Genomic DNA, 17,817 nt, shown 5'->3' on the forward strand with positions numbered 1-17,817 from the left:
CGCGCGGCTGCCTGATCCGCGCGGCTGCCTGATCCGCGCGGCTGCCTGATCCGCGCGGCTGCCTGATCCGCGCCCGCATCGTCCGCGCCACGCCCGCCTGATTCGCGCCGCCCCTGTTGAGAGAGGCACCGCCATGAACGCCACTGTGGACACTGTCATCGAGCACGACGAGCCGACCGGTGAGACGGCCCCGCCGCCGCGTCGCCGGCTGCGCCGGGCGCTGCTGGCCACCCGTACGATCGTGGTGGTCTTGATCTTGCTGGCCGCCGCCGTGGCGGGCGGCAACCACATCGTGCGGCAGCGCATCGCCGACCGCGCGATGGTGGACGCCGGCACCGCCGTGCTGACCGCCGAACCGATCACCGTCGGCTCGGCCGACGCCGCCGTGGTCACCAAGGTGCTGGCCACCGAGCGGACGAGCGTGACCGCGGGGACTCCGCTGGCCGCCATCGCGCTGACCGCGGATGGCGATGGGCCCCGGACGCGGGAGCTGCGCGCGCCCGCCGCGGGCATCGTCACCGAGATCAACGTCGCTCCCGGGCAGATCGCCCGCGCCGGCGAGCCGATCGTGACCCTGTACGACCCGGCCGCGCTCGCCTTCCGGGTCGACGTGCCGCTCGAGCAACTACGCCGGCTGCGGCTCGGGATGACCGCCTACGTCTCCGGACCCGGGCTGGGCGGCCGGATCGCCACGACGCTGCAGAAGGTCGAGCCCCGGGTCGCCAGCTCGCCCGCCGCCCAGCCCGATCGGCTCACCGTCGTGCTGCGCCCCGATCCGGCGGCCCTCGCGACCGTGCGCACGCTGGTGCCGGGTCTCCAGTTCGCCGTGGTCGTCGATACCACCACGGCCGCCGCCGGCACCCCGGCGGTGAACAGCGCGTGAGCGCGCGACGAGCAAGCCGACCGTCTCCGCGTCGACCCGCACCGGCACTGGCCGCGATCGCGGCGCTCACCGCGCTCACCGCGGTGACCGCCTGCACGGCGGGGCCGGAGCCCTCCGCAACCGAGCCGCCGACTGGACCCGACGCGGCCGGCACAGTCACGGAGGACGTCACAGGTTCGCGACTCGCCGTTCCCGCGGTGACCGGCCGGGGAAGCATCGCCGGGACACTGTCGCCCGGGGCGGCGCCGACCAAGGCGCCCGTCCAGGCCGGCGAGCTGGCCGGCCAGGCGGTGCCGACCAACCAGTGGTGGAGCTCGGCGTTGACCGGGCCGCGGACCCAGGTGATCTGGACGCACCCGCTGGCCGTGCGGGCCGACCCGGCCGGCCTGCAGATCAGCGGGGCGGGGGTCACGGCCTCCGCCAACGCCATCATCACCCCGTTCCTGCCCGCGCTCACCGTCGGCGCGGCGACCGGCGACGTCAGCGTGGCCGGCTACGGCGCCTTCCACGTGGTCCTGCGGGTGGGGCTGGCCGGTGGCGGCCGGGTCGACGTCACGCTGGTGCAGGGCAGCCCGGTGCTGTGGCTGCGCTTCCGAGGCGCCGCGCCCACCCTGACCGGCGCCTTCCGTGACGTGGGCAGCTCGGCCGAGCGGGCGCGGCTCGAGGTGGCGGGCGGGCGCTGGGACGTGCTCGGCGCCGGCCTGACAGTGAACGGCTCGACTCCCACCGAGGCGGGCTCGACTCCCACGGGGTCGGGCTCGACGCGCACGGGGTCGGGCTCGACTCTCACCGGGTCGGGCGAGCAACTCGCCGTCGCCCGGGTGCCGGACGGGGCCGACCGGGCGAGCTGGGAACGGGCCAGCAACGGCGATCCGGTCGTGCAGACCACGGCCGCGATGGCGTACGACCCGGCGGCCGGGACGGTGACCCAGACGCTCACCGCGCGGCGGGCCGGCGGAGGTGGCGGAGCGTGGGCCCTGCTGCCGCACCAGCGGGCCGGGCTGGTCGCCGGGCCGGCGCCGGTGACCGGCTCCTATCCGGACGCCCGAGGGGCGATGTCCCTGGTCACGGCGGCCGCGGTGCGGGTGCGCGTCCCGATGCCGGGTCTGCTCACCGCCGTGCCGGAGGTGCCGCTGAGCGCGGCGGCGCACCGGGCCGTCCGGGCCGACCTGGACCGCGATCTGGCCGGCCCGGCCGGCGCGGGCGGCAGCTATTTCGGGCTCAAGGAGCTCGGCCGGCTGGCCACCATCGCAGAAGTGGCGGCCGCCGCCGGGGCGGATGCTCAGCGCCGGACCGCGCTCGACCGGCTGCGACCGCAGCTGGCCGACTGGCTCACCTACAGCGGGCCGGCCGACGGGCGCTACTTCGGATACGACCGGATCTGGGGCGGGCTGATCGCCGTGCCGGCCGAGTTCGGCGCCCAGGACTACAACGACCATCACTTCCAGTACGGCTACCTGGTGCGGGCCGCGGCCGTGCTGGCGGCGGCCGATCCCGGGTTCGCCCGCGACTACGGCGACGTGGTCGACCTGATCGTCCGCGACTATGCCGGTTCGCTGGCGATCGGCCCGGCGAGCGGGCTGCCGCCGTTCCGGGCGTTCAACGCCTACCTGGGCAGCTCGGCCGCCTCCGGGTTCGCGCCCTTCGCCGACGGCAACAACCAGGAGTCCTCCGGCGAGGCGGTGGCGGCCTGGGAGGCCGTCGTCCGCTGGGGCCGGGTCCGCGGCAACAACGCGATGATCGGGTACGGGGTCGCGCACTATGCCCTGGAGGCCGCGACGGCCCGGATGTACTGGCTGGGTGAGGGGGCGACCCGCGAGCCGGGATACGCGCACACCACCGCGGGCATCGTGTGGGACGCCAAGATCGACTATGCGACGTGGTTCGACCCGAAGCCGGAGTCCGTCCTCGGCATTCAACTGCTGCCGCTGACCGCCGGCTCGTTCTACCGCGGTCCGTCGGCCACCCGGGAGCGGGAACTGGGCGACCGGCCACGGGTCTGGGGCGACCTCTTCGCGGCCGACCTCGCGCTGTCCGACCCGGCGGCCGCGCGCCGGCGGCTCGACGCGGGAGTCACGCGGGAGGAGAGCACCAGCCGGGCGATGGTCCGCTACTGGGTCGAGGCGCTGGCGGTGCTCGGACCGCCGCAACCCGGCGTTCCGGCGCCGGTGGGAGCACTGGCATTCGGGCCCGCGAGCGGCCCGCGCCTGGTGCGGTCGCCCGCGAGCTGACGGAGGCCTGTTCCCTCAGCCGGTCGTGACCCGGCCACGGCCCTCGTTCTTCGCGCGGTAGAGGTGGCGGTCGGCGTCGCCGAGGAGGGTGGGCAGCTCCTCGCGGCCGCCGTGATGCAGGCCGACGCTGATCGACACGGTCAGGCCGCCGGCCAGCTCGTACCAGGGGTGGTCGCGGACAGCCTCCAGGATCGCTCGCGCGCGGGCCTCGGAGACGCCGGGGTGCACCTGGGCCAGGATGACGACGAACTCGTCGCCGCCGAGGCGGGCCGCGAGGTCCATGGGCCGGACGTTGGCGCTGAGAATGCCGGCGATGGCGGCCAGCACCCGGTCGCCGACGTCGTGGCCGAACCGGTCGTTGACCTGCTTGAAGTGGTCGACGTCGATCATCATGGCGGCGTAGTCGCTCGGTTCGGCCGGCTGCCCGGTGTCGAGCAGGGCGCTCAGGTAGGCCTGGTAGCCGCGGCGGTTGGCCAGGCCGGTGAGGTGGTCGGTGATGATCTCCCGGCGCAGCTGATCGTGCTCGCGGCGGTGGCGCGCGACCGCGATGGCGTCGCGCATGCTGCTCATCCGCACCAGGCGGTCGTTCCACCGCAGCCGCACCAGCTCGTCGGCGAACCGGCCGGGCGCTCCCGGGCGGCGGGATCCGCCCTGCAGCGCTTCGCTCTGGCGGGCCTCGATCTGCAGGCTCAGCAGCCACGTGTGCAAGGGGATGGTCTGGCCGAACCGGTCGGCCACCCCCAGCGCGAGAGCCGCGGCGCCGCCCGGGTCCGCCGCGCGGGCGGCCGTGATCGCCGCACCGAGCGCTTCGACCGCGGGCTCGACGCCGGCGTCGCCGGGTGGGCGGCCGGCGAGGGCGGAAAGCAGGTGCAGGTGGCCGTCGTACTGGCGGATCCAGCTGGGCGGCCAGTCGGGGGCGACGACGTCCCGGCTGCCGGGCAGCGCCGCCGCGGCCCGGGTGGCGGCGGCCGCCCAGTCGCCGATCATCGCCTCGGCGCAGGCCCAGTCCAGCAGCAGCTCGATGCGGTTGACGGCGAGGACGGTGCGCTGCCGGTGGGTGGTGGTCCGCCAGCGGGGGTCCTCGTCCTCGTCGAGCGCCTTGTGGGTGCGGTCGTAGTGTTCCAGCGCCAGCTCCCAGAAGCCGAGCGCGTGCGCCACGCAGGCGACCTCGATGAGGGCCGCCGCGCGATGCACCACCGGTCCGCCCTCCTCGTCGAGCAGCACGGCGGCCCGCACCAGAGGGCTCGCCGCCGACTCGCTGAGCTCCAGCGGGCGCTGGGCGCCGACCCGGCGGGCGGCGCCGGCGGCCAGGGCCAGCGCGAGCAGCGCCGGATCGTCGAGGGCGGTCGCCACGTCGAGCATGGTGCGCACGTGCTCGGCGTCGTCGCCGCCGGCGTCGCGGACGGCCAGCGAGCGGGCGAAGTGCAGCAGCACCTGCACGTCCCACCAGTCCGGCTCGCCGATCCGGGCGGCGGCGTCCTGCACCTGAGCGGGGCTCAGCTCACCCTGGGCGGCCTCGATCAACGCGTACGCCCGCGCGATGGCCTCGGCGCGGTCGCCGGTCAGACCGTCGCCGGCGAGCACCGCCCAGCTCCTCCCGCCGCACACGGCTGCGCCATGCGCGTAACCCTACCGAGGGAACTCCCGGGAACTGCCGGGTCCCGGGAAAGCGGTCAGCGGGCTTCGGGGATCGGCGAGCAGCTTCGGCGCCGCGACGCCGGCCCAGCGGATCGCGTCGGCGTCGCCGCTGAGGTAGGCGGGCAGGAGCTGGGCCGCGAGCATCGTGCCCGGCGACGGGTACCACCGCCCGGCCAGCTCGCCGGTGCGACGCAGGTAGTTGAGACCTTTCGTGCGGTCCAGCCAGCCGGTCGCGATCGCGCCGCGGGCCAGGTGGACGCCCTGACCCCAGTGCACGGCCAGCAGCGTGGGCACGAACTCGCCCTCGGCGAGGACGCCGGCGGCGCGCAGCTCGTCCTCGGCGCCGGCGACCCGCGCGGCGATGTCGTGCAGGGCCGCCACCGCCACCTCCGGCAGCCCGGAGCGGGACGCCCACTCGTCGATGGCGTGCCCCCACAGCTCCGGGCCGCCGCGGCGGCGGTGCCGGATCACCTCCTCCACCCCGGACAGGTGGTCGCCGACGGTCTCCGCGCCCGGGCCGAGCAGGTCGTTGACGCACCGGCCGATCGCGGTGGAGACGCCCTCCTCGCCCATCACCGAGGTGAGGTAGGGCCCGGCCCGCAGCCGCAGCTCGCGCTTGATGACGCCGCGGGGGCGGCGGCAGCCGACGATGTCGAGCACCTCGCCGGCCCGCAGCGCGGCCAGCGCCCCGACCGCCAGCGCGGGGGTGTAGTCGGTGGCCGGCTGGGCCGCCTCGCCCTCGTAGCGCGGGACCTCCCGCGGCCGCGACGGCCGCCGGCGCCACCGCCGGTAGCCCTCCCGCACGGCCGCCGCGAGCAGGATCAGCCCGACGGCGGCCAGCAGGACGGCGAGGCGGGTCCCCGCCACGCCGGTCGGGAGCAGGGTCACCGGCGGGCTGGCCAGGCCAGCCTCAGCCAGGGGCTCGCCGGGTCGGTGAACAGCGTCTGGTGCGGTTCGAGGACGGTGGCGTACCAGACGTCGAACTCGTCGTTGTCGAACCGGAGCACCCGGCCGAGCGCGTAGCCGGCCGAGAAGTCGCCCCACGAGGTGTAACGGCCGAACGCCTGCTTGCCGGCGCGCAACACGTACTCGGTGGCCTGTTGCTCTTTGAGGTAACGCACCTTGTATCCCCAGCGGGCCATGTTGACGGCGCGACCCCAGTCGTACGCGAGGAGGCTGCTGACGACGCCGCCGGCCGGCAGCAGGCCGTCGGCCCGGAACCGCTGTTCGTAGGCCAGCACCCGCTCGATGGTCGCGGTCATCTCGTCCACTGTGGTCTCGGGAACACCCTGAGCGCGGGCCTGGTCGGTGACCGCCTGCTTCCAGGCATCCGCGCTGGGCGCGCCGCGGAGCCCGGCCCGCACGTCGAGCACGAAGTCGGCCACGGGGTCGCCGGTCTCGTCGTCCAGCAGGCCGTCGAGGCAGTCCCGCAGCTCGCCCGCGGTGGTGACGCCCCATTGGCTCTTCAGCAGGGTGTAGGTCTTCTGTGCGCTGTTCGCGTCGTCCTTGAGCGCGTTCCAGGACACGCCGTGGTTGAGCGACATATGCGCGCCGACGGCGAGCGCGGTGGGCAATTCGCCGGTGGCAGGCTGCTTCTGGTCGACGGCGACGACGTTGCGGAACGAGCGGACCATGCCGCGGGCGCTGCGGGCGGCCGAGCGCGTCCGGAGCACGATCTGCACGATGAAGGCGACGACCACAAGGGGCGCCAGGACGTAGACGAACGTAGGAATTTGCACGCGCGGCAACGTAGGGGCGGCCGCGCGAGGATCGCTCGCAATTCGCTATACGTGCTGGTAATTCACTAAGGTGCCCCGGTGGTCGAATCGCTGCGCTTCGAACTGCTCGGGCCGTTGCGGGCGTGGCGCGGCGACGCCCCGGCCGCTCTGGGCGGGGTGAAGCAGCAGACCGTGCTGGCGGTGCTGCTGCTGGAGGCCGGGCGGCCGGTCGCGGTCGAGCGCATCGTCGCCACCGTGTGGGGCACAACGCCGCCGGCGAGCGTCACCCACCTCGTGCAGACGTACGTGAGCCGCCTGCGCCAGGCGCTCGATCTGGGCCCGCACCTCGTTTCCACCGACGCCGGCTATCTGTTGCGGCTCGACCCGGCGCAGCTGGACGTCACCGCCTTCGACCGGCGCCTGGCCGCCGCCCAGCAGCACCAGGAGCGCGGCGACCTTCCCGCGGCGGCCGGCGAGGTGACCGCCGCGCTCGCGCTGTGGCAGGGCGAGCCGCTGGGCGGGCTGGGCGGCGAGGCGATCGACGTGGCCCGGCAGCGGCTCGCCGAGCGGCGCCTGACCGCCCTCGAGCTGCGGGTCACCGTCGACCTGGACGCGGGGCGGCACGCCGATGCGATCGCCGAGCTCTCCCGGCTGGTCAAGGAGTATCCGCTGCAGGAGCGGCTGTGGGCGCTGCTGATGCTGGCGCTCTACCGGGCCGATCGGCAGGCGGAAGCGCTGGCAACGTACGCGACCGCGCGGTCGCTCCTCGTCGAGGAGCTGGGCGTGGAACCGGGCGCCGGGCTGACCCGCATGCACCGGAGGATCCTCGCCGCCGACCCCACCCTCGCCGGGTCGCCGCCGGTCAGCTCCGGGCCGGCGTCGCGTGACGACCTGCCCGCGGATGTCGCGGACTTCACCGGGCGGGAGACGGAGCTGGCGCATCTGCTCGGCGCACCGCGCTCGGCCGCGCCGACGGCGGCCGTCGTGCTGGCCGTCGACGGCATGGCCGGTGTCGGCAAGTCGGCGCTCGCTGTGCACGCCGCCCACCGGCTGGCGGGCCGCTACCCGGACGGGCGCCTCTTCATCGACCTGCACGCGCACAGCGAGGGCTCTCCGCCCCTGGAACCGGCCGCCGCCCTCGACCGGCTGCTGCGGGCGCTCGGGGTGCCGGGCGACGAGATCCCGGCGGCCGTCGACGAGCGGGCGGCGCGGTGGCGGGCCGAGCTGGCCGGGCGGCGGGTGCTGCTGGTGCTCGACAACGCCGGGAGCGCCGCACAGGTGCGGCCTCTCCTGCCGGGGACGGCGGGTTGCCTGACGCTGGTGACCAGCCGGCGGAGGCTCGCCGATCTGGACAGCACCGCGGTCGTCTCCCTCGACGTGCTCGGTGTTTCCGAGGCGGCCGAGCTGTTTCACCGGATCCTGGGCGCGGACCGCGGCGGTGACGATGTCGCGGAGGTCGTCGGGCTCTGCGATCGGCTGCCGCTGGCGATCCGGATCGCGGCCGCCCGGCTCCGGGCCCGTCCCTCGTGGACGGTGCGGCACCTGGCCGAGCGGCTGCGGGACCGGCGGCGGGTGCTGACCGAGCTGGCCGTCGGGGACCGCAGCGTGGCGGCGTCGTTCGCCCTCTCGTACGCGCAGCTCACCTCGCCGCAGCAAAGGCTGTTCCGGCTGCTCGGGCTGGCTTTCGGGGCCGACTTCGACGCCAACCTGGCGGCCGCCGCGGCGGGCGAGCCGGTCGGCCGCCTTCTCGACGGCCTGCTCGACGTGCACCTGCTGCAGGAGCCCACGCCCGGGCGCTACCGCTTCCACGACCTGCTCCAGGAACACGCGGCCGCTCTCGCTGCCGAGGAGCCGGCGGCGGGACGGGACGCGGTGGGCCGGATGCTGGACCACTATCTGCACACCGCCGTCGCAGCGGCGGACGTGCTCTATCCCCGTACGCGTCATGAGAGGCCGCGTCTCGACGCGCCCGGCACCGCGATGCCGCCGTTTGACGGCGCGGCCTCGGCGCGGGCCTGGCTGGACGCCGAACGGGTCAACCTCGTCGCGGCGGTCGGGCACGCCGCGGCCGGCGGGTGGGCGGCTCACGCGACCGGGCTGGCCGCCACGCTGCGCCTCTATCTGGACGGCGGCACTCACCACGTCGACGCCCTGGCCGTGCACGGGAAGGCGCTGGAAGCGGCGCGCGACGCCGGTGAACGCGGGATCGCGCTGCACAACCTCGCGAAGGCCTGCTGGCGGCTCGGCCGCTACGAGGAGGCGGACCGGCGCCTCCGGGAGGCGTTGCCGATCCTGCGGGGCGAGGCCGGCATCCTCGAGACGCTCGGCGCCACCCGGTACAGCCTGGGGCGGTACGACGACGCCATCGCGTACTACGGCGAGGCCGCGCTGATCCATCGCGCGGGCGGGGACCGGGTGGCCGAGGCGACCGTGCTCAACAACATCGGGGTCATCCAGGAGCGGCGGGGGCGGTATCGCGAGGTCCTGGACCTGTGCCGGCAGGCCCTGGAGATCTACCGGGAGCACGGGGACCGGACGGGGGAGGCCGACGCGCTGTGCAACGCGGGCAACGCGTTGTGGCGGCTCGGACGCTACGACGAGGCGCTCGACCACCTGCGGCCGGCGCTGGCCATCCATCGGGAGACCGGCGACACCGGCTGGGAGGCGCACACGCTGAACAGCCTCGGCAACGTGCTGAGTAGCCTGGGGCGGCATCGGGAGGCTCTCGCGCACTGCGACGAGGCGCTGGCCATTCAGCGGCGCAGCGGTGAGCGGGCCGAGGAGGCCGCGACGCTCGGCGACCGCGGGGTGATCCATCGTCTGCTCGGCCGGTGCCGGGAGAGCCTCGACGATCTGGGGCGAGCGCTGGACATCGCCCGGGAGACCGGGGATCGGGGTCTGGAGATCCAGGCGCTGAACGGGCTGGGGGAGACGCTGCACGCGCTGGACCGGCCGGAAGAGGCGAGCGACCGGCACACCGCGGCGCTCGCGCTGGCCCGCGAGACCGGCGACCGGCACGAGCAGGCGCGCGCGCACGACGGGCTCGCCCGCACGCTGCCCGACGCCGGGGCGGCGCGGGAGCATCGCGACCTGGCCACCACGATCTACACGGATCTCGAGGTGCCCGAGGCCCGCCGGGCGTCGCCCGCCTGACGGCGGGATGAGGCTAGTTTGTCGGTCATGGCAGAGGTGCGGCTGGAGCCGATGACCGGGGATCAGTACCAACCGTGGCGGGCCGCGGCGGAAGCCCATTACGCGCGAAGCGTCGCCGCGTCGGGCCAGTCCGCCGAGGCCGCGGCCCGCAGCGCCGCCGACACGTACGCGCAGCTGCTTCCCGAGGAGTTTGCCACCCCCGGCCACCATTTCTGGTACGCCTACGACGGCGAGCGCCGTGTCGGTTTCCTCTGGGTCAAAGTCACCCGCGAGACCGCGTTCGTCTACAGCGTCGCCGTCGAGGAAGACCTCCGCCGCCAGGGCTACGGCCGCGCGATCATGCTGGCCGCCGAACGCTGGTGCCACGCCAACAGTCTGACCAGGATCGGCCTGCACGTGTTCGCCCACAACACGGGCGCGCGAGCCCTCTACGAACGGCTCGGCTTCACCGAGACCGGCCGCAACATGGCCAAAGATCTCTGACCGCGCTAGTTGCCGAATGCGGCGCCGAGACCGGTGAGGTCGATCGGGCGGCGGGCGCCCGCGGGCACGACGCCGACGAGCGGGCGGAGCACCTCGAGCGCGGTCAGCACCTCGCGGCCGACCTGCTCGACGGGGCGCATCGCGTCGACCGACACCAGGATGCCGCGCTCGGCGTACCAATCGATGATGGGCGCGGTCACCTCGTGGTACAGCGCGAGCCGGCGGCCGATGACCTCCTCGGTGTCGTCGGAGCGGTGCTCCAGCGCGGCCCGGGCGAGCAGGCGGCGCACCACCTCCTCGTCGCCCACCTTGAGGTGCAGCGCGACGTCCGCGGTCATGTCGAGCTTGCGGGCGGCCTCGTACAGCGCCCGGGCCTGCGTGATGTTGCGGGGCACGCCGTCGAGCACGTACCCGCCGCCGGCCGCCTTCGCGGTGGCGATCTCGCGCTCGACTATCTCCAGGACGATCTCGTCGGGCACCAGCCCGCCCTCGTCGAGGTGCTGCTTGACGGCGCGGCCCAGTTCGGTCCCCCGTGCGACGTGGTCGCGCAGCAGGTCGCCGGTCGCGATGTGCGGGATGCCGAAGTGCGTGGCGATCAGCGCACCCTGCGTTCCCTTGCCGGCGCCCGGCGGTGCGACCAACAGAATGCGCACGGGGGCCTCCTCGTCCGGACTGGGTGATACAAAACCTAGCGCTGGATGGACTTGATCTCCACGAACTCGGCCAGGCCGTGGTGACCGAACTCACGGCCGTTGCCGGACTGCTTGTAGCCGCCGAACGGTGCGAGGGGGTTCCAGTGGCCGCCGTTGACGTCCACCTGGCCCGCGCGCAGCCGGCGGGCCACCGCCAGCGCGTGCTCCGGCTCGCCGAAGACGCCGCTGGTCAGGCCGTACAGCGTGCCGTTCGCGATGGCCACGGCCTCGTCCTCGTCCGCGTACGGGATGATGGTCAGCACCGGGCCGAAGATCTCCTCCTGGGCGATCGCCGAGCGCGGGTCGACGTTCGCGAAGATCGTCGGCCGCACATAGGCGCCGCGCTCGAAGGGGTTGCCGGGACCGCCGTACGCGAGGGTGGCGCCGTCCTCGATGCCGCGCCGGATGTAGCTCTCGACCTTGGCCCGGTGCTCCTCGGAGGCCATCGGGCCGATCGCGGTCGTCTCGTCGAGCGGGTCGCCGACCGTGAGGGCAGAGACCGCCTCGACGGCCAGCGCGACGGCCTCGTCGTGCTGGGAAGCGGGCACCAGCAGCCGCGGCCACGCACCGCACACCTGCCCGCCGTTGGTGAACGCCATTGTCACGCCGTGGGTCACCGCCTGGGCCAGGTCGGCGTCGTCGAGCACGACCGTGGCGCCCTTGCCGCCCAGCTCCAGCGCGACCCGCTTGACGGTCGCGGCGGCCACCTCGCCGATCCGCCGGCCGGCCCGGGTCGAGCCGGTGAACGAGATCATGTCGATGTCCGGGTGCGCGGAGATCGCCTCACCGACGACCGCGCCCTCGCCGTACACGACATTGAAGACGCCGGACGGCAGGCCGGCCTCCTGGGTGACCTCGGCCAGGATCCGCGCGGTCAGCGGGGCGACCTCGGACGGCTTGAACACGACGGTGTCGCCGGCCAACAGCGCGGGCGCGAGCTTCGACACGATCTGCTGAAGCGGGAAGTTCCATGGGGTGATCGCGCCGACCACGCCGATCGGCTCGCGTACGAGCAGCGAGTTGCCGATCTCCTCGGTCCAGGCGAAGTCGTCGGCCAGGGCGACCATCGACTCGGCCACCAGCACCGGGAAGACCGCCTGCGCGGCGCGGGACAGGCCGATCGGCGCGCCCATCTCGGCGGTGATGGTGGTGGCGATCTCCTCGGCGCGCACCTTGAGGCCGTCCGCGATCCGGCGCAGGACGGCGGCGCGCTCGGCCACGGGAGTGGCGGCCCAGGCGGGGAAGGCGGCGCGGGCCGCGGACACGGCCCGGTCGACCTCCTCGGCGGTGCCGGCCGGGGTCTCGCCGACGACCTCGCCGGTCGCCGGGTTGAGGACGGGGATGGTCTTGCCGGAGGCGCCGGGGACGGCGGCTCCGTCGATCCAGTGGTTCGTTGTCATGCCTCGACGTTCCCGCGCGGCCGGCCCGGCGCCCATGCTCTGCTGGTACACGGATAACCAGGAACAGCGCCGGCCGGGCGGAAGTTGGGAAGGTCATGGACCGAGCACGACTGGCCGAGTTCCTGCGGACGCGCCGGGAGGCGCTGCAACCGGAGGACGTCGGGCTGCCCCGCGGGCCGCGCCGGCGCACCCACGGGCTACGCCGCGAGGAGGTCGCGGTGCTGTCGGACATGTCGTTCGACTACTACAACCGGCTGGAGCAGAAGCGCGGGCCGCACCCCTCGGAGCAGATGCTGGCCGCGCTCGCCCGCGGACTGCGCCTGTCGATGGAGGACCGGGACCACCTGTTCCGGCTCGCGGGCTATGCCACGCCGGGGCGGCGGGTGCGGGCCGACCACATCAACCCGGGGATGATGCGAATCATCGACGGGCTGCAGGACGCGGCGGCGATGGTGGTCAACGACGTGGGGGAGACGCTGCGGCAGACCCCGCTCGCGGTGGCCCTGCTGGGTGACGAGAGCGTGTACACCGGGCGGACGCGCAGCAAGCACTACCGATGGTTCGCCGACCCCACGAGCCGCCTGATGTACCCGGCCGAGGACCACGAGGAGCGCAGCCTCACCATCGTGTCCCACCTGCACGCCACGTACACGCGGGCCGGCGCGGGGTCGTACGCGGCTTCGCTGGCCGCGGAGCTGGAGCGGCGCAGCCCGGAGTTCGCGGCGCTGTGGTCGCGGCATCCGGTGGCGGGGCCGTACTGCGCGGTGGAGCGGCTGGACCATCCGCGGGTGGGGCGGCTCGAGCTGCACTGCCAGACGCTGATCGACCCGGACCAGTCGCAGGGGCTCGTCGTTTACACGGCTACGCCGGGCAGCGAGAGCTACGAGAAGATGGCGTTGCTGTCGGTGGTGGGCGCTCAGGCCCTGTAGCCCGTCAGTGGCAGAGGGTTGCGACGGCGAGGAAGAGCCAGCAGGAGCCGACCGCCGGCAGGATCAGGGCGATGGCGGCGCGGGCGGCGATCTCCGGGCCGCTGCGGCCTCGCCGGGTGGACGGTAGCGCCTGCTCGAAGGCGATCGCGACGATCCAGGCCAGCAGGATCAGGGGCAGCAGGAGGTCCCAGGCCGGGTTGGTGAAGGCGCTCGCGTTGCCGTTTCCGCCGTAGTTCGGGCAGTCCGACTGCTGGGTGATCGGGTGGAGGAACAGCAGCAGCAGGACGATCGCGGCGCCGCCGACCAGGAGGGTCCAGAAGCCGGCCAGGGCGGTGGGGCGGCGGCCTTCGTTGATCACCCGCGCCAGCCTAAAGGGGTCGCGCAAACCGCGTGCCACCTTGTGCTTCCCGTTTTTTTCGATTATAAAACAACTATTGAACCAAACCCTGGGGGTAGCGGTGGTCAAGAAGGCCTCGGTCAAGGACGTACGGCGGCGCAACCGTGCGCTGATCCTGCGGCACGTGTGGCTGAACGGCCCGACCTCGCGCAGCGAGGTCGGGGCGGCCACCGGGCTCTCCGCGGCCACCGTCACCAACGTGATGAACGAACTGATTGCCGAGGGCGCCGTTCGTGAGGGCGGCTTCCTCGACTCGGACGGCGGGCGCCGGCGGGCGATCGTCACCGTCGCGCACGACGCCGCCCTGGTCATCGGGGCGGATGTCGGCGAGACGCAGATCGGGGTGAAGGTCTTCGACCTCGCCTTCCAGCCGCTCGCGGCCCGGGAGTACCCGATCAAGGGCCGCCGGATCGAGGTGGCCGAGGCGCGGGCCGCGATCGGTGCCCAGGTCGTGTCGATGCTGGCCGAGCTGGGCGCCAGTGGCGACCGGGTGCTCGGGCTCGGCCTCGGGGTGCCGGGCATCGTGCAGGAGCTGCCGGACGGCCGTCAGCTCGTGCACGCCGAGGTGGTCGGGTGGCACGCGGCCGACTTCTCCGGGTTCGGCGACGAGCTGGGCATCCCGGCGTACATCGACAACGGCGCCAAGTCGACCACCCAGGCCGAGGCATGGTACGGCGCGGCCCGGGGGGTCGAGCACGGCGTCATGGTGCTGGTCGGCGAGGGCGCGGGCGCCGGCATCATCACCGACGGCCAGCTCTACCGGGGCTTCTCGTCGAGCGCCGGCGAGTGGGGCCACACCAAGATCAGCCTGGACGGGCCGCACTGCCGGTGCGGGCGTACCGGGTGTGTCGAGACCTTCGTCGGGGCCTCGGCCGTGCTCGACCACTGGCGCGGGCCGGACGAGACCTGGCTGGGCCGGGAGACCGAGGGCGTCGAGGCGATCCTGCGCGCCTGGCGTGCCGGCGACGAGGCCGCCGGGCGCGCGATCGACGGCGTGGTGCGCCATCTCGGGCTCGCGCTGTCCAACCTGGTCAACCTCTACAACCCGCAGAAGATCATCGTGGGCGGCTGGTTCGGCGACCGGATCGCCGCGGAGCTGCTGCCCGACCTGCAGTCGGCCGTCCGGTCGTTCTCTCTCGACCAGCCGGGCGGCGAGGTCGTCCTCGTCCGCTCCCAGCTCGGGCCGGACGCGGCCGTGCTGGGCGCCGCCACCCTCCCGATCAGTCACTTCATCGAATACGGCGCGGGCGCCGAGCGCCTGACCTGATTTCCGTTGCACCGGAACGCCGGCCCGCTCCCGGGCTCCCGGCGCGATGACACACGCCCAAAACCGAAGGGAAAGCCATGTTGCGACGACTTCTCGTCCCGGTCGCCATCGCGACCACCGCGCTCATAGCCGCCGGTTGCACCCAGGGGTCCCCCGCGGCCGAGCAGGAACAGCCGAAGGCGCTGAGCATCGCCTTCCTGATGCCGTGCTCGACCTGCGCCGACCGGTTCGAGAGCAAGGACAAGCCGTACTTCACCGACGCCGTGAAGGCGATCGACCCGTCGATCACCGTGATCGCCAACAACGCGCAGGGCGACGCGGCCGTGCAGCTCCAGCAGGCCGAGTCGGCGCTCACCAACGGCGCCAAGGTGATCGTCGTCAGCCCGTTCACCGCCGAGGCGGGCGCCTCGATCGTGGCGAAGGCCGACGCGGCGGGCGCCAAGGTGATCGCCTACGACGGCGGCATCGACGGCGCGGCGCCGGCCGCGTACGTGTCGTTCCAGAACCAGAAGGTCGGTGAGCTTCAGGGGCAGTACCTGCTCGACCATCTGCCGCAGGGCGCCACGGTCGCGATGATCAACGGGGACATCACGTCGGCGCCGGGGCGCGACTTCAAGGCGGGCGCGCACAAGGTGCTCGACCCGGCGTTCGCGTCGGGCCGGCTCAAGCTCGGCTACGAGTCCGATACCCCGGGCTTCGACCCGGCCAAGGGGCAGGCCGCCATGGAGCAGGGGCTCACCAAGCTCAACGACAAGGTGCAGGGCGTGATCGCGCCCAACGACGGCCTGGCCAACGCGGTCATCACCGCGCTGACCGCGCGCAAGCTCAACGGCAAGGTGCTGGTCACCGGCCAGGACGCGACCGACGCGGGGCTGACGGCGATCCTCGCCGGCAACCAGTCGATGACCGTCTACAAGTCGATCAGGAACGAGGCGGACGCCGCTGCCAAGATCGCGGTGGCGCTGGCCAAGGGCGACACCGCGGGCGCCACGGCGCTGACCACGACGACCGTGGACAACGGCAGTGGCAAGGTGCCGTCGCTGCTGCTCGACCCGATGGCAATCGACAAGGACAACGTCGGCGACGTCATCAAGGACGGGTTCACCACCAAGGACAAGATCTGCGTCGGCGAGGCGGCCGCCAAGTGCGACCTGTGACACCGATCCTCGAGCTCCGCGGCGTCGTCAAGCGCTACGGCCACGTCGCGGCGCTCACCGACGTCGACTTCACGGCCGCGGCCGGCGAGGTGGTGGCGCTGGTCGGCGACAACGGCGCCGGCAAGTCGACCCTGGTCAAGGCGATCGCCGGCACGCACCGCGTCGACGGCGGGCAGATCCTCGTCGACGGCGAGCCGGTCACCATCTCGTCGCCCACCGACGCGGCCGCGCTCGGCATCGAGACCGTCTACCAGGACCTGGCACTCTGCGACAACCTCGACGTGACCGCCAACCTCTACCTGGGCCGGGAGAAGCGGCGGCGGCGCTCGGCGCTGCTCGACCACGAGGCGATGCAGGCGCACGCGGCGGCCGTCATCGCCGACCTCGCCGCCCACCTGCCGGTGCTCGACAAGCCGGTCGCGGCGCTCTCCGGCGGGCAGCGGCAAGCCATCGCGGTCAGCCGGGCCGCCCTCTGGGGCTCCCGGATCGTGCTGCTGGACGAGCCGACCGCGGCGCTCGGCGTCGCGCAGACGGCGATGGTGTACGACCTGATCCGCCGCCTGCGCGACCGCGGGCTGGCCGTCGTGGTCATCTCGCACAACATGGCCGACGTCTTTGCGGTGGCCGACCGGATCACGGTGCTGCGGCTGGGGCGCAACGCGGGGGAGTTCCGGCCCGGCCGGGACACCGCCGACGACGTGGTCGCCGCGATCACCGGGAGCCGCTCGTGAAGCGGGGCACCGGAACCGTCCTGCTGGGCCTGGTCATCGTCTGGGTCTTCTTCCAGTCGCTGAACCAGAACTTCCTCTCCGCGCGCAACCTCTCCAACCTTCTGCTGCAGATCGCGGTGCTCGGCACGCTCGCCGTCGGCATGGTGATGGTGCTGATCCTCGGTGAGATCGACCTCTCGGTCGGCGCGATCGCCGGGGTGAGCGCGGCGCTGCTGGCCCTGCTCATCACCGAGCACGGCTGGCCGGCCTGGTCGGCGGTGGCGATCGCGCTGCTGGCCGGCGCGGCGATCGGGGTGGTGCACGGATCGATCATCACGGCGGCCGGCATCCCGTCGTTCATCATCACGCTCGCCGGGCTGCTGGTCTGGCAGGGCGTGCAGCTGTGGCTGGTCGGCGACGGCGGGCAGATCCCGATCCGGGACGAGGCGATCCGGTCGATCGCCTCCAGCTACCTCGTGCCGGCCTTCGGCTGGGTGCTCGCGGTCCTGGTCGTGGCCGCGTTCGCCGGCGTGCGCGTGGTGCGCCGCCGACGGCGTACGCGTCATGGTCTCGATGTTCCGACGACGACGGCCGAGGCGGTGGCGGTCGGTGTGGTGGCGGTCGTGGTGCTGGCGATCACCTGGGTGCTCAACTCGTATTTCGGCATTCCGTGGGTGTTCGTGCTGCTGCTCGCTCTGGTCGCGGTGTGCGGCCTGCTGCTGACCGGGACGCCGTTCGGGCGGCACGTGTACGCGATCGGCGGCAACCGGGAAGCGGCCCGCCGCGCCGGGATCCCGGTCCAGCGCACGGTCATCGTGGTGTTCGCGCTGATCTCGGCGATCGCCGCGCTCGCCGGGATCATCGAGGCGTCCCGGCAGTTCTCCGCCTCCAACGCGCTCGGCGGCGGCACCCTTCAGCTCAACGCGATCGCCGCCGCGGTCATCGGCGGCACCAGCCTGTTCGGCGGGCGGGGCCGCGTCTACCAGGCCGTCCTCGGCGCGCTCGTGGTCGGCAGCGTGCAGAACGGCCTCGACCTGCTCGGCGAGCCGGCCGCGGTCAAGAACATCGCCACCGGCGTCATCCTCGTCGTCGCCGTCGTGCTCGACGCGGTCGGCCGGCGACGCCGCCTGGCCGCCGGCTCCCTGGATTAGGAAGGAAC

15 protein-coding genes are annotated in these 17,817 nt (G+C 73.6%); 9 read left to right on the forward strand and 6 right to left on the reverse strand.

Annotated features, from left to right (window positions below; all coding sequences use genetic code 11):
* The first annotated feature begins 133 nt into the window (after positions 1-133).
* Together ACIA5D_RS06665 and ACIA5D_RS06670 are read left to right on the forward strand one after the other, a co-directional pair.
* The gene (locus ACIA5D_RS06665) at positions 134-883 is read left to right on the forward strand and encodes an HlyD family efflux transporter periplasmic adaptor subunit (protein WP_396028861.1); all 750 of its coding nucleotides are present in this window, start codon (positions 134-136) and stop codon (positions 881-883) included.
* 197 nt (positions 884-1,080) lie between these two features.
* On the forward strand, positions 1,081-3,114 hold the full coding sequence (locus ACIA5D_RS06670; protein ID WP_396028862.1) for a glycosyl hydrolase: 2,034 nt from the start codon (positions 1,081-1,083) through the stop codon (positions 3,112-3,114).
* 15 nt (positions 3,115-3,129) lie between these two features.
* On the opposite strand, the gene ACIA5D_RS06675 is transcribed toward ACIA5D_RS06670, so the two are convergent.
* The 3 genes from ACIA5D_RS06675 to ACIA5D_RS06685 are packed head-to-tail and all read right to left on the reverse strand — an operon-like array spanning position 3,130 to position 6,491.
* Positions 3,130-4,698 carry a diguanylate cyclase gene (locus ACIA5D_RS06675; protein WP_396028863.1) on the reverse strand — a complete coding sequence of 523 codons (1,569 nt, stop codon included), beginning with the start codon at positions 4,696-4,698 and terminating at the stop codon, positions 3,130-3,132.
* Between the two features lie 45 nt (positions 4,699-4,743).
* Positions 4,744-5,640 (reverse strand): hypothetical protein, encoded by an 897-nt coding sequence (locus ACIA5D_RS06680; RefSeq protein ID WP_396028864.1) that lies wholly within the window; start codon positions 5,638-5,640, stop codon positions 4,744-4,746.
* Complete coding sequence (locus ACIA5D_RS06685; protein ID WP_396028865.1) at positions 5,637-6,491, reverse strand: DUF1266 domain-containing protein; 855 nt, start codon at positions 6,489-6,491, stop codon at positions 5,637-5,639. Before ACIA5D_RS06685 ends, ACIA5D_RS06680 begins: the two co-directional genes overlap by 4 nt.
* Positions 6,492-6,569: 78 nt before the next feature.
* On the opposite strand from ACIA5D_RS06685, the gene ACIA5D_RS06690 reads away from it, so the two are divergent.
* Positions 6,570-9,623 (forward strand): tetratricopeptide repeat protein, encoded by a 3,054-nt coding sequence (locus ACIA5D_RS06690; RefSeq protein WP_396028866.1) that lies wholly within the window; start codon positions 6,570-6,572, stop codon positions 9,621-9,623.
* 27 nt (positions 9,624-9,650) lie between these two features.
* Positions 9,651-10,106 carry a GNAT family N-acetyltransferase gene (locus tag ACIA5D_RS06695; protein WP_396028867.1) on the forward strand — a complete coding sequence of 152 codons (456 nt, stop codon included), beginning with the start codon at positions 9,651-9,653 and terminating at the stop codon, positions 10,104-10,106.
* Positions 10,107-10,111: 5 nt separating this feature from the next.
* Here the strand turns inward: ACIA5D_RS06695 and ACIA5D_RS06700 are convergent, their stop codons facing one another.
* Entirely contained in the window at positions 10,112-10,759 is a 648-nt protein-coding gene (locus tag ACIA5D_RS06700) for an adenylate kinase (RefSeq protein ID WP_396028868.1), read from the reverse strand.
* Positions 10,760-10,794: 35 nt separating this feature from the next.
* Positions 10,795-12,198, reverse strand: a complete 1,404-nt coding sequence (locus tag ACIA5D_RS06705) for an aldehyde dehydrogenase family protein (RefSeq protein ID WP_396028869.1) — start codon at positions 12,196-12,198, stop codon at positions 10,795-10,797.
* 95 nt (positions 12,199-12,293) lie between these two features.
* Here ACIA5D_RS06705 and ACIA5D_RS06710 point away from each other — a divergent pair, with 95 nt between their 5' ends.
* The gene (locus ACIA5D_RS06710) at positions 12,294-13,127 is read left to right on the forward strand and encodes a helix-turn-helix transcriptional regulator (RefSeq protein WP_396028870.1); all 834 of its coding nucleotides are present in this window, start codon (positions 12,294-12,296) and stop codon (positions 13,125-13,127) included.
* 4 nt (positions 13,128-13,131) lie between these two features.
* On the opposite strand, the gene ACIA5D_RS06715 is transcribed toward ACIA5D_RS06710, so the two are convergent.
* The gene (locus tag ACIA5D_RS06715; RefSeq protein WP_396028871.1) at positions 13,132-13,485 is read right to left on the reverse strand and encodes a hypothetical protein; all 354 of its coding nucleotides are present in this window, start codon (positions 13,483-13,485) and stop codon (positions 13,132-13,134) included.
* A gap of 76 nt (positions 13,486-13,561) precedes the next feature.
* Here ACIA5D_RS06715 and ACIA5D_RS06720 point away from each other — a divergent pair, with 76 nt between their 5' ends.
* The 4 genes from ACIA5D_RS06720 (at position 13,562) to ACIA5D_RS06735 (ending at position 17,809) form a co-directional block, all read left to right on the forward strand.
* Positions 13,562-14,791 carry an ROK family transcriptional regulator gene (locus ACIA5D_RS06720; protein ID WP_396028872.1) on the forward strand — a complete coding sequence of 410 codons (1,230 nt, stop codon included), beginning with the start codon at positions 13,562-13,564 and terminating at the stop codon, positions 14,789-14,791.
* A gap of 77 nt (positions 14,792-14,868) precedes the next feature.
* The gene (locus ACIA5D_RS06725; protein WP_396028873.1) at positions 14,869-15,948 is read left to right on the forward strand and encodes a sugar ABC transporter substrate-binding protein; all 1,080 of its coding nucleotides are present in this window, start codon (positions 14,869-14,871) and stop codon (positions 15,946-15,948) included.
* Positions 15,945-16,679, forward strand: coding sequence for an ATP-binding cassette domain-containing protein (locus ACIA5D_RS06730; RefSeq protein ID WP_396028874.1), 735 nt, complete (start codon positions 15,945-15,947; stop codon positions 16,677-16,679). Before ACIA5D_RS06725 ends, ACIA5D_RS06730 begins: the two co-directional genes overlap by 4 nt.
* Complete coding sequence (locus ACIA5D_RS06735) at positions 16,676-17,809, forward strand: sugar ABC transporter permease (RefSeq protein WP_396028875.1); 1,134 nt, start codon at positions 16,676-16,678, stop codon at positions 17,807-17,809. Before ACIA5D_RS06730 ends, ACIA5D_RS06735 begins: the two co-directional genes overlap by 4 nt.
* The last annotated feature ends 8 nt before the right edge of the window (positions 17,810-17,817 follow it).

It is taken from the genome of Actinoplanes sp. NPDC051513 (genome assembly GCF_044454685.1).
In the GTDB taxonomy this organism is placed as follows: domain Bacteria; phylum Actinomycetota; class Actinomycetes; order Mycobacteriales; family Micromonosporaceae; genus Actinoplanes.